General features: G+C 58.5%; 14 protein-coding genes. 8 read left to right on the top strand and 6 right to left on the bottom strand.

Going from position 1 to position 11,327, the window contains the following annotated elements:
• Nucleotides 1-181, top strand: a 181-nt coding sequence (locus JQ611_RS40955; protein WP_212468795.1) for a hypothetical protein, incomplete at its 5' end; no start/stop codon positions are given.
• Nucleotides 182-661: 480 nt separating this feature from the next.
• Nucleotides 662-1,207 carry a fasciclin domain-containing protein gene (locus JQ611_RS40950; protein ID WP_212035975.1) on the top strand — a complete coding sequence of 182 codons (546 nt, stop codon included), beginning with the start codon at nucleotides 662-664 and terminating at the stop codon, nucleotides 1,205-1,207.
• A 197-nt stretch (nucleotides 1,208-1,404) separates the two neighbouring features.
• On the opposite strand, the gene JQ611_RS40945 is transcribed toward JQ611_RS40950, so the two are convergent.
• The 4 genes from JQ611_RS40945 to JQ611_RS42310 are packed head-to-tail and all read right to left on the bottom strand — an operon-like array spanning nucleotide 1,405 to nucleotide 5,174.
• The gene (locus tag JQ611_RS40945) at nucleotides 1,405-2,664 is read right to left on the bottom strand and encodes a cyclopropane-fatty-acyl-phospholipid synthase family protein (protein ID WP_212263358.1); all 1,260 of its coding nucleotides are present in this window, start codon (nucleotides 2,662-2,664) and stop codon (nucleotides 1,405-1,407) included.
• A complete protein-coding gene (locus tag JQ611_RS40940; protein ID WP_212263359.1) occupies nucleotides 2,654-3,454 on the bottom strand; it encodes a DUF1365 domain-containing protein in 801 nt (266 codons plus the stop codon). Before JQ611_RS40940 ends, JQ611_RS40945 begins: the two co-directional genes overlap by 11 nt.
• Nucleotides 3,451-4,803: an FAD-dependent oxidoreductase gene (locus JQ611_RS40935; RefSeq protein WP_312012403.1), complete on the bottom strand. Its 1,353-nt coding sequence runs from the start codon at nucleotides 4,801-4,803 to the stop codon at nucleotides 3,451-3,453. Before JQ611_RS40935 ends, JQ611_RS40940 begins: the two co-directional genes overlap by 4 nt.
• A gap of 23 nt (nucleotides 4,804-4,826) precedes the next feature.
• Nucleotides 4,827-5,174 (bottom strand): hypothetical protein, encoded by a 348-nt coding sequence (locus tag JQ611_RS42310; RefSeq protein WP_249133857.1) that lies wholly within the window; start codon nucleotides 5,172-5,174, stop codon nucleotides 4,827-4,829.
• Between JQ611_RS42310 and JQ611_RS40930 the strand changes: the two genes are divergently transcribed.
• Genes JQ611_RS40930 through JQ611_RS40920 form a run of 3 tightly spaced genes read left to right on the top strand, consistent with a single transcriptional unit; the run spans nucleotide 5,173 to nucleotide 7,124 of the window.
• Nucleotides 5,173-5,622, top strand: a complete 450-nt coding sequence (locus JQ611_RS40930; RefSeq protein WP_249133856.1) for a sigma-70 family RNA polymerase sigma factor — start codon at nucleotides 5,173-5,175, stop codon at nucleotides 5,620-5,622. The genes JQ611_RS42310 and JQ611_RS40930 overlap by 2 nt on opposite strands.
• Nucleotides 5,619-6,272 (top strand): ChrR family anti-sigma-E factor, encoded by a 654-nt coding sequence (locus tag JQ611_RS40925; RefSeq protein WP_212263361.1) that lies wholly within the window; start codon nucleotides 5,619-5,621, stop codon nucleotides 6,270-6,272. The genes JQ611_RS40930 and JQ611_RS40925 overlap by 4 nt, the downstream gene beginning before the upstream one ends.
• Nucleotides 6,273-6,314: 42 nt before the next feature.
• Nucleotides 6,315-7,124 carry a DUF1295 domain-containing protein gene (locus tag JQ611_RS40920; protein ID WP_212263362.1) on the top strand — a complete coding sequence of 270 codons (810 nt, stop codon included), beginning with the start codon at nucleotides 6,315-6,317 and terminating at the stop codon, nucleotides 7,122-7,124.
• Between the two features lie 8 nt (nucleotides 7,125-7,132).
• On the opposite strand, the gene JQ611_RS40915 is transcribed toward JQ611_RS40920, so the two are convergent.
• Nucleotides 7,133-7,537, bottom strand: a complete 405-nt coding sequence (locus tag JQ611_RS40915; protein ID WP_212263363.1) for a DUF2177 family protein — start codon at nucleotides 7,535-7,537, stop codon at nucleotides 7,133-7,135.
• A 393-nt stretch (nucleotides 7,538-7,930) separates the two neighbouring features.
• Here JQ611_RS40915 and JQ611_RS40910 point away from each other — a divergent pair, with 393 nt between their 5' ends.
• The 3 genes from JQ611_RS40910 (at nucleotide 7,931) to JQ611_RS40900 (ending at nucleotide 10,941) form a co-directional block, all read left to right on the top strand.
• Complete coding sequence (locus JQ611_RS40910) at nucleotides 7,931-8,314, top strand: response regulator (protein WP_212263364.1); 384 nt, start codon at nucleotides 7,931-7,933, stop codon at nucleotides 8,312-8,314.
• 70 nt (nucleotides 8,315-8,384) lie between these two features.
• Nucleotides 8,385-9,740 carry a sensor histidine kinase gene (locus JQ611_RS40905; RefSeq protein WP_249133855.1) on the top strand — a complete coding sequence of 452 codons (1,356 nt, stop codon included), beginning with the start codon at nucleotides 8,385-8,387 and terminating at the stop codon, nucleotides 9,738-9,740.
• Between the two features lie 46 nt (nucleotides 9,741-9,786).
• The gene (locus tag JQ611_RS40900) at nucleotides 9,787-10,941 is read left to right on the top strand and encodes a sugar ABC transporter substrate-binding protein (protein ID WP_249133854.1); all 1,155 of its coding nucleotides are present in this window, start codon (nucleotides 9,787-9,789) and stop codon (nucleotides 10,939-10,941) included.
• 191 nt (nucleotides 10,942-11,132) lie between these two features.
• Here the strand turns inward: JQ611_RS40900 and JQ611_RS40895 are convergent.
• Nucleotides 11,133-11,327: hypothetical protein (locus JQ611_RS40895; protein ID WP_409411341.1), on the bottom strand; the 195-nt coding region annotated here is incomplete at its 5' end.

Here is an 11,327-nt window from a genome sequence, read left to right as displayed (position 1 = left end):
GGGCGCTTATCGTTTGAGCAACGGCTCACGGCATGTCTCTTCATGGCACTTTTCGGACATCGCTAATCTGGCGGGCGATGGCCGCTTCTGTGAAAAGCAGACATCGTTATTATTCGATTTGCGACTGGCCGCTCATGGCGCCAAGCGGTCATTCGGTCGAACATCCATGTCCGCTAGGTGAGAATACCCGCAGTATGGCTGGAAGACGAAGCTCGTGTCGGCTAAACCGGTGTCGCCTCTATGAGTGCTTCGGAGATATCCAAAGGTGTGATCCGTTGAAGTTGAAGACCGGCGCTGGCAAGAAGGCCGGCAACTCATCCGATCAGAAAGCCGCCCCCGATCACGAAAACAACGAAAGCGGTAAGGCGCATCATGGATGACATCATTCGCTTTTTGGCAATGCGGCGCAGCGCGCATCCTGTGAAGCATCGTATCACAGCGTCTCCAACAGACCGTCCGCCACGACGTAATTCGCACTTGTAGAAACGTTGTTCGATGCCTGACGGATCACCAGCGCGTTCGCTAATAAAAGATTCATGCCGACGTGATCCGGCCCGCGACAGGCGTCGTTACATGTCAGACGCAACAAACGGTGGGTAGGTTTTTCTCAGTTCAGGAATACGGCCTCCTCGCAATCCCCAAACATGAATGGAGTACAGAGATGAATTCTCGCTTGCTTTTTTCCGTCGCGACACTCTCGCTCGCCGCATTTGGGTCGGCAACGCTCTCTCAAGCGAAGGACAAGACGGTGATGGTCGGCGGTGCTGCGATGTATCCGTCGAAGAGCATCGTTGCGAATGCGGTCAATTCGAAGGATCACACCACCCTCGTCGCGGCCGTCAAGGCCGCTGGACTGGTAGATACCCTGTCGAGCACGGGCCCTTTCACCGTCTTTGCTCCCACCAACGCAGCGTTCGCCAAATTGCCCAAGGGCACGGTGGATACGCTCGTGAAACCGGAAAGCAAGGCGACGCTCACGAAGATACTTACGTACCATGTGGTACCGGGCAAGGTGAACGCGGCGCAATTGTTAGACGGGCAGAAGCTGACGACGGTCGAGGGCGAACAACTTACCGTTAAGAAATCCGGCGGCGCGGTCATGATAGTGGACGCGAAGGGTGGCTCCGCCACCGTCACAATTGCCGACGTCAACCAGTCGAACGGCGTGATCCACGTGGTCAACAACGTTTTGATGCCTGCAAGCTAGACCTAGCTTCGTTAATGCCGCGCCGGTACGACAGTTTCGGCGCGGCTCCGTTAAGGCTTTTTGCAGCGCTTCCTGCGTCTTCGCGTGAAGGCATCCATTGGCTCCAGGCAGTCAACTGCTAATATTTCTCAGGGTTCGAAGAACATTGCCCAAAATACGCCTTCGCCTGAAGTCATCATGGCGCGAAAATTCGTTGCTTACGCTGAAGCGCCTCGTTGAGTGGTGGGCTGGGGCTCAATCTTATAGAGCCCGACATTCAGAATGCCGATTTCAAAGCCCAGGCGGCAGTAGATCAGATAATACTCCCACATCCGCTTGAAGCGATCGTCGAATCCGAGCGCCTTGATGAACGGCCAGGCTTCTAGAAAGCGGCGATGCCAGTCCGCGAGCGTTTGGGCATAGTTGTCGCCAAAGAATTCCGATGACGTCAGCCGCAATCCGGATTGTGCGACCTGCTGCTCGAGTATTTCCGTGGTCGGCAACATCCCTCCCGGAAAAATGTAGCGTTGAATGAATTCCGGTCGGCGGCGATAGCTTTCGAAGCGGCTCTGGTCGATCGTGATGACCTGCAGGACCGCGGAGCCGTGCGGATTAAGCCGCTGACGCAGATTTGCGAAGAATGTGGGCCAATAGGCTTCACCGACAGCTTCCAGCATCTCGATCGATACGACGCGATCGTAAGTCCCACGTTCGTCGCGATAATCCTGCAGCTTGAGGTCGGATTTTTCTGCGTAACCGCGCTCGGCCAGCTGCTGTCGCGCATAGGAAAGTTGCTCGTTTGATAGCGTCAATCCCGTCACGTGGCAGTCGGCGCACTGGATCATATGCCCGGCCAACCCGCCCCAGCCGCAGCCGATCTCGAGCACTCGTTCGCCACCGTTGAGTTCAAGTAATTCGGTCACGCGGTCGAGCTTGTTGCGCTGGGCTTGATCAAGGGTTTCGGCCGGCGACGAATAGATCGCGGACGAATAAGTCATGCTGGGATCGAGCCAGAGCCGGTAAAAATCATTCCCGAGATCGTAGTGGGCGGCGATGTTGCGCCGGCTGCCGCGTCTGGTATTGCGGTTCAGCGCATGGCGAAACTTGGTCACGGGTTGAGGTGGCCTCAGTCCCTCGAACGACGCCGCGTCGGTCGAACGACGCGCCACCGCGCTTAGGAATGAATGCAAGTTCGGCGTCGACCATTCGCCCGCAAGGTATCCCTCGGCGAAACCGAGGTCGCCGCTGGTCAGCAGGCGGAGCATGCATTTCCAGCTATGGATCGTTAAATGGGTCTGTTCGCCGGTTCGTTTGCCGCCGATCAGAAATCGTCGGCCGGCGGGCGTGTGCACCAGAATCTCACCGCAATCGATCTTGCGAAGCATGCGCTGCATGAACGAGTTCAGCGACGTGCGGGATGTCGGCTTGGTTGCAGCATCGACCGATGCTGGCGCGGTATGTTGGCTTTCAAGCGACATGGGACTTCCGGTGTTGTGATATGCTGTCCGCAACAGTGATACGTCGCGCTGGCGGGGGAGGCCGGTTGCGCAATCGCATCCCCTTCAGCCACAGGCGTAATGCTTCCCAGTGAATAGCCAGCGTGACTTTGGCTGTGATCAGCGGAACCGCAAAAAAGAGCCGGAGCAGCGCGCCGTCGCTTAGTTCGCGGCGCGCGCCGACAAGACAGGCGTTGAGCACGCGCTGACCGCCTTTGCTGGCGTTGATACCGATCGCGATGCGTTCCGCAGGTGCGGACAGCCGAAAATCGTAGACCAGCTCCATATCCATGAACGGAGATACATGGAACGCCTTGCTGCAATTTTGCCGGATAGTGCCGGTTCTCGACTCAACCGCACTGACGTAGGAATGACGCTCGCCGAACGTGTTGTGAACTTCATAAACGATGGCGGCGAGCTCCCCATCGGTTCGATGGCAGAAATAGATGCTGATCGGGTTGAAGCTGTAGCCGAGCGTCCGCGGCATGCAGAGCAGGCTGATCGGTCCGCCTGCGATGTCGATTTTAGCTTGTGCGAGTATCCGCTCGGCCTGGTTGCGCAACGGCGTCGCGCTGCCGTCGCCGTGATCGGCATCATGCACGGCGAAAAGGTTGAACCGGTTGCGCGACAGCAACCGGAGCCGCGCTGCCAATAGCGGCAGCTCGTCGAGGTCGATCAACAGCCAGAACGCGCGGTAGCGAAACTGATGCGCCACCGGCCGCAACCGCCGGTGCATTACCGCGCCGGTATAGAGCGCCGATTCAAATGTCATCGCTGCAGCTCCGGCACGATCGCGCGCGGAGCCTCGGCCAGCGTGATCCGGCCGGACTCATGGGGCACGTTCCAGGGCCGACGCAGCCCGCCGAGCTGCTCGGCGACGGCAAGACCGGCCTGCAACCCGTCTTCGTGAAAGCCGGCGCCGAAATGAGCGCCACAGAACCAAAGGTTTCCAATCCCTTGCAGGGACCAAAGCCGCCGCTGCGCCGCGATCGCGGCTGCGTCAAATATCGGATGTTCGTAGACTTCGCTGTGACGCAATGTGCCGGCGCGGGGCGGGCGCGACGGATTAAGCGTGACGAATAGCTGAGTGCTTTCTGGAATGCGTTGCAGCCGGTTCATCCAATAGGTCAAGCCAACACCGCCATCAGCCGCCACGCGCTCGCCGGTATAGTTCCAGCTGGACCAAGCCGCGCGGCGCCTCGGCATGAAACCCGGGTCCGAATGAAGGACGGCAAGGTTCCGGCTGTAGCGAAAGGCGCCCAGCAGCTTAACCTCGTCTGCGGTCGGATCAGCGATCGCCGAAAGCGCCTGGTTGGCGTGCGTCGCCATGACCACGTGGTCATATCGTTGAGATCTGCCACGGCAGTCCGTCACTTCCACGCCATCGCTATCACGCCGCACGGCAACTACACTGGTATCCAGTTTGATCCCATCCTCAAACGACCGGGCGAGGCGTTCTACATAGACTCTGCTGCCCCCATCCACGGTTTCCCATTGCGGCCGCTGCGTAAGTTGCAGCAAGCCGTGATTGCGGTGAAAGCGGATGAATGTCGCGACCGGAAAGGCCAGGATCTCGTCTGGCGGCGCCGACCAAATCGCACTCGCCATCGGCAGCAAATGGTCGTCACGGAACGCGGCGCCGTATCTGTTCGCTGCGAGGTATTCGCCGAGGGAGATTGACTCGTCCGTCAGAAGATCCGCATCGCGTGTCGCCTGGCGGTAAAATTTCACGAGATCTTGCAACATCGACCAGAAGCGGGGTCTAAACAAATTGCGCCGCTGTGCAAACAGGCCGCCGATTCCCTCGCCGGAATATTCCAGATCGCCATCTCCGAGCGAGACGGCAAGCGACATATCGGAAGGCTTGGTCGGAACCGAAAGATGCTCAAACAGGGCGACGAGGTTTGGGTAGGTGGCGCGGTTGAAAACGATAAAGCCGGTATCGACCGGGACTTGTTTTTCATCGATTGATGCGATCACCGTGTTCGAATGCCCGCCGATCCGGTCGGACTGTTCGTACACCGTCACATCGTGCTTCTGGCTGAGCAGCCATGCCGCGGCCAGGCCGGAAATTCCGGTTCCGACCACCGCCACCCTTAAGCGGATACCATCCTGGGACACCGTTGCGCTCCACCAACCAGCGTTTAACGGCTCGCGTCGCGGGCCGCTATGTGAATAAAAACGATACCCAGACGGGTTTGGATCACCGGTGATCCAAACAGGCCGGGGATCCGTTTCGGCAATATGCCTGCCGCCGTACAACATCCTCGGGGGGCCAGCACTCTGGCCAGCGCCCCCGCGATCCGGTACTCACCTCGCAGAACCGTCTGCGAATGGGAGCGTTCGCGCTGCATGCTGAATGACAAACCGGACGACGCGACGTCGGACGCAGCCAGATGGGCTGCCCTGATTGCAGCTGTCGCCAGGGAAAAGGATCGCGAGGCCTTCGCGGCCCTGTTCACGCATTTTGCGCCGCGGATAAAGACCTTCATGCGGCGTTCCGGCGCGAGCGAGCAAAGTGCCGACGAGCTCGCGCAGGAAGCTCTGCTGACGGTTTGGTCAAAGGCCAATCTTTTCGATCCCAACAGCGTCGGTGCCTCGGCCTGGATATTTACCATCGCGCGCAATCTGCGCATCGACGCGCTACGCCGGGAAAAGCGTACACGAACTGCAGGTACGGACGACATCGACCTCGAGTTTCAGGTCGACGATGGCCCGTCGCCCGACGCCGGACTGGCCGCGGCGCAGACTGAGTCGCGGGTCCGCAGCGCCTTGGCCGCATTGCCGGACGATCAGTTGCGGGTGATCGAATTATCCTTCTTTGATGATAGGGCGCATGCGGAAATCGCCCAGACGCTCCAGATTCCGCTTGGGACGGTCAAATCGCGGTTGCGGCTCGCTATGAATCGGTTGCGCGGCCTGTTGGGTGATTTCTCATGACGATTGTTCACCATCCGCCGGATGAACTATTGACGGCGTTTGCGGCCGGGATGCTCGACCTTGGACAGCATATTGCGGTTGCAACCCACCTGACTGGCTGTCAGCATTGCCGCCGCGTTGTGCACGCTATGGAACACGTTGGGGGCGGGGTCCTGACAGCGTTGCCGGCAACCGCGATGTCTCCGGGTGCGCTTGCTGCCGTTGAAACGCGGCTGGACGGGCTCGCTCCTGCGGTTGCGACCGGATTGAGGAAAGCGGCAACAGGGATCACCGACGTTCCCGGTCTGCCGCCCTTCGTGCGCGATTACCCATCTAGTTCGTGGAAATGGATCGCACCGAAGGTGCATTTGCGGCCTATCCGATTGCCGGAAGCAAGTGCGACCAGAGTTTTTCTTTTGAAGTCGCAGCCGGGCACCAAGATGATCGAGCACACCCATACCGGCTTCGAGATGACCTGCATCTTAACGGGGAGCTTTGCGCACGCCGGCGGACATTTCGGCCCTGGCGATTTCGACTTTGGGGATGGCGCGACCGATCACGAGGTGATGATCGACTCGTCGGAGGACTGCATCTGTCTGGTGGCGATGCAAGGTGAACTGAAATTGAACGGTATCATCGGCCGTCTGCTTCAGCCGCTGATCAGGATGTGATCGCCCGCAACGCTAGTAGACGTGCCTAGGGAAGCGTCCGGGATGAGCGTGCTCCAGTTTATCTTTCTGGCTGCCGTGGTGGGGCTACTGCTGTCGGCGATCATGACAACAGCTTGGCAAGCTCAACGGACGACGGGCCATACTGGCTGGATCGACGTATTCTGGACGTTCGGCGTCGGGGGCGTGGCGGTCGTCGCCAGCCTTATCCCGTTGTCTGCACCTCACGCACCGAGCGCGCGGCAAATCGTGGTCGCGGTCCTGATCGCGCTTTGGTCGCTGCGACTGGGCGGCCATATTCTGGTGCGCACCAGGGAGGCCGGGGACGACCCGCGCTACCGCGATTTGATCAAACAATGGGGGGCCAGCGCAAATCTGCGGATGTTCCTGCAATTGCAATCGCAGGCGGCGGTCGGACTGATCCTGACGCTGTCTGTCGCACTTGCGGCGCATAATCCGCGAGAGGGTCTCGGTGCGGTGGATTTGCTGGGCATTGCGCTCCTTGTCGGCGCTCTCGCCGGCGAGGCCGTGTCAGACTGGCAGTTGCGGCGCTTCAAATCCGACCCGGGCAATCGCGGGCGGATATGTGAGGAGGGGTTTTGGAGCCTGTCGCGCCATCCGAATTACTTCTTCGAATGGCTCTGCTGGCTCGCTTATCCACTGATCGCGATCGACTTGACGGGCGCGAATCCCCTCGGCTGGATTGCGCTGCTGGCACCTGCCTGCATGTACTGGGTGCTGGTTTACGTCTCCGGAATTCCGCCGCTGGAAGAACACATGCTGCGCTCGCGTGGCGCGCAATTTCGTAGGCTTCAGGCGCGCACTCGGCCGTTTTTTCCGTTCCCAAAAAGATAGTTTGTGCGTCAGACGGCGAATTTCATGGTCACCCAGAAACCTGCCGCTGCGGCAATTGCCCCAAGCAGCGTTCCCCAACCCGCGTCGATTACGGTGAGCGGGGTGGTCCAGTTCCGCAGTGTCGCCTGATTGGTCAAGTCGTAAGTCATGTAGGTGAAGAAGCCGAACAGCGCGCCGTATAGCACCGCCTGCGCAAGGCTTCCGGACTTCAGAGCCGGCAGGATGGCAAAGATCACGAGCCCGATGGGGTAAATCACATAGAAGGCGATCGCGGCGGGGAGATTGACATCCGCGCGCATAATGTCGCCGAGCGTCGGACGATAGAGGCGGCTTGCCATCGATCCAAGCCACGCCATGTCGCAAAGCACGAAGACTGCCAGTGTTGCAAAATAAGCCGTGAAGTAAGTCAGCATCGAGCGCTCATGTGGTAATCGACAGGGCGGGCATCGGCCGAAGCCTTACCCGTCTAACGACGGGAAACGCGCGTTGGATCATCGACCGACTTTGGACCGGGCGCTTGCGTGTTCCTTCCGCAATGGCATGTGAACGTGCAGACTGGGAACGGCGGCTACATCTATAACCCGAACGGCAATCTCATCGCAGACGCGAAACTAACTGTCGATGGCCGAACTGGCGTTGTTACGGGAGCGGCCTTCAATCTGGAACTTGTGCGGATCACAGCCATCGGACTAAGGACCCCCGTAGTTTACCGGATAAGTTCACTTTTGAACATTATTTTGGAACGAATGAGCTCAGCCTCACTTGCCCCGCCGGAGGACTGTAAGCAGCACCAAGGGGGATAGTGAATGGATGACGTAGTTGCGGTTCTGGTCGTCGAGGACGACCAGGTTATTAGGGATTTAGTGGAAGAAGCTCTTTCAGACGGTGGTTTTGAATCGGCCATTACACCATCTGGCAACGAAGCAATTACGCTTCTCAAAGGCGATTCCAAATTTCGCGCAGTCGTGACTGACATCGATCTGCCCGGAGGACTGGATGGCTGGGAAGTGGCCCGCGTCGCAAGGGAGATCGATCCAGCAATGCCCGTCGTCTATATGACCGGCACTCATGGCGAGGAATGGGCATCCAAGGGCGTTCCAAATAGCCTTCTGCTAGCAAAGCCGTTTGCTCTGGCGCAACTCGTCACCGCAGTTTCCCAGCTCCTTAACGGTGCCCCGCCGACCGCGTAAGCCGCCTCAGTCGATGACTCTCGCGTCCGATATCCACTACCCGTCCGGCGCTTGAAGTCACGATCGATTTATGAGTACGTACGCAATGCCGATTTCAGGGCGTTTTGTTTTCAGATACACCGGTGTTTTGCTTACTATTGGGCTTCTGACCCTACTGGGCATCGTCGGGATGACCATCTGGCTTGGCGAGCGGGCTCAGACGTACGCTAACGATGCCATCGAGGCGCGTGATACTCGTATCTCGGCGGTTGAACTCCGCAGTGCGATTCAGAGCGCGGAATCAGCCCAGCGCGGATTCATCGTCGGCGGCAACGAAATCTATCTTGCGCCCTACGATAGCGCGAAGGTGTCTCTAGAGCGGCAACTCGACCGGCTTAAAGTATTGCTGGTGTCCTACAGGCAAGCCGATGCCATGCTTCGGCGGCTATCGACCGTCATCGGCGAAAAAATCGACGAAATGGATCGCACGATCGCGTTGAAGAAGGAGCAGCGCGATGCCGAAGCGCTTGCGATATTCAGATCCAATCGCGGCAAAGCATTGATGGACGAAGCAAACGTCTTCCTTTCCAGCATTATCAGAATGACCGACGAGCGGCTCATCGCTGGTGTGATTGAGCAGAGTGAAAATGCGGCAAAGCTACGCTGGGTGTCGCTGCTTGGCGGCGTCATCATTGTGCTGGTTGTTAGCGGAGTAACCATTCTTGGTATTCGTTATGCGGTCGGAATCGCCCAGGCGCGTGACGAGGTGAAAAACCTTAATGTCAATTTAGAGCAAAGGGTAAAGGAGCGCACTTCCGCCTTGGCGCAGGCGCGCGATCGCGCCGAAGTGTTGTTGGCCGAGGTCAATCACCGGGTCGCCAACAGTCTGATGATGGTTGCCTCGTTGGTGAGGCTTCAATCGAACGCGGTACAAAACCAAATTGCCAAGGATGCGCTTGCCGAGACCGAGGCCCGTATCTATGCAATATCGGATGTGCATAAGAAGCTTTACAGTTCGGGTGACGTGCGCTTGGTAGCGTTGGACGAATATCTGTCAGGTTTGCTTCTTAGCCTGCAGAGTTCGATGCAGGACGAAGGCCATGGGGCGTCGCTCGACTACAATCTTGAGCCACTCAAGCTGCCGACTGATTCCAGCATCAATCTCGGCGTGGTCGTCACCGAATGGGTCACGAATGCATTCAAATATGCTTATCCCGAGCGCCGCGGCGAGGTCCGGGTAAATTTGAAGCGTTTGTCGGATGGCCGGGGAGAACTGCTCGTGGAGGATGACGGTATCGGTCGGATTGATAGCGGTGCGATCAAGGGCACCGGGTTGGGAACGCGGCTGGTGAAAGCGATGGCTGGCAATCTTGGCGGCGAGGTGGGATATTTCGCGCGTCAGCCCGGCACCCTTGCGCGTCTTACGTTTCCGCTACCGGCCGATTGATATGAATGGTCCCCGAGTTTCATCCTGGAAAAGCGCGACGACGTCATTGGGTGCTGCGCTTAGCACCGTGAATAGAGCTGCCGTCGGCGGCGCATTGGGTCTTTTGCTTTGTTTGGTTGCCGGCATTAGCTTATCGATGGCGCAGGACGGGCCGCCAGGCATTACTTCGCCGATTGTGCTGCCACAGTTCGACGAACGGTCGCCCCTCTGCGTGGCGCCTCCTGGGCTCCATAAAATATTGGTCTTTGCGCAGGATAACGAACGCCAATTCATGCAAGGTGTTGCACGCGGCCTCGCCATGGCTGCTAAAGACCGAGGCCTCGAATTTCAGCTGGCGCTGGCCAACAACGATCCAAAAAAAATGATCGAGCAGGTAGACATTTTGCAAACCGCCAACGTTGGCGCGGTTGTCGCCGCTCCGGTCGATGCGCCATCTCTGAGTCGGAGTCTTCAGAAGGTCATCTGGTCGGGCGGGTATGTCGGGACTGTTGTTCCACCGCCGGCTATCTCCCTTCTAAACGCTCCGCAATACCTGACGGGAAAGGTGCTCGGCGATGCGGCGGCCGCCTACATCAAAGGGAAGCTTGGGGGCAAGGCGAAGGTCGTGTTGCTGACACACGATAGTCTTCAATTTTTGGCGCCCCGCTTTGCCGCCATCCGTGACTCACTCAAGGAGATTCCGGGTGTTACCATCGTTGCAGATATTTCACCGGCGACCGTCGACAAGGAAGGTGGTGCCGCCATGATGCGCACCATCCTTCTCGCCGACCCCTCCATTGACGTTGTCATGGGCGCCGACACGGTGGTTTTAGGCGCGCTGACCGCTCTAAGGGAGGCTGGCAAGGCGCGCCCGCAACAGTTTTTAGGCGGTATCGATGGCGAGCCGGAAGCGGTCGCAGAGATAAAGCAAGGCGGTCCCTACAAGACAAGCGTCAGTCTCGCATCTCCCGTTTTCGGTTATGCCATGGCCCAGCACGCTGCAGATTGGCTGGAAGGGAAAAGTGTTCCGCAGGCCATGGACATTCTGCCCAAGCTGCTGACGTCCGACAACATGAGTTCGTACGAGTCGGACTTGGCCGACCCGGCAGCGGTGTACCGCGACCCTAAGCGCCGTGCCGCGTATCTAAAAATGTACGGTAATATTTGTTATAATACCCGTGATCGATATATCAATTTTCCTTGGTCCTCCGAGAGAAGATGAACAGCGCTGGGGGCGACTGGTGAAGTATCTGTACTAGTTGTGCCCATTGGCCCCTCTGAGACATGCCTGCCTATCCTGAGATGTCCGTTCACCGGGGTAGACCGGAAGTCGCGGTGGTCCGAGCGAACCGACGCGAATGACCCAGAACGGACTAAGTGGTCCAAGCTCCACACTATCCGACTGTTGGGCGACTAATTCGGAACCCGAACGCCCCGCAGCCCGGCTTCGGTAATCGCTTTCTCCACCGTGCCATCGGACCGCATTCCGGTCACGAGTTCATCAACGGTGGGAAGCGCCGAGGCGGCTCGTTTGCGCACTCCGATTGCCATTTGCACGACGTTGAAACGCCCGGGCAACACCTGTGCTCCAGGCAAGGCGTCAGCAAT

Source organism: Bradyrhizobium sp. AUGA SZCCT0182 (assembly GCF_018130185.1).
In the GTDB taxonomy this organism is placed as follows: Bacteria; Pseudomonadota; Alphaproteobacteria; order Rhizobiales; family Xanthobacteraceae; genus Bradyrhizobium.
The sequence above is the reverse complement of the archived record's forward strand: the minus strand, read 5'-3'. Positions and strand labels throughout refer to the sequence as shown.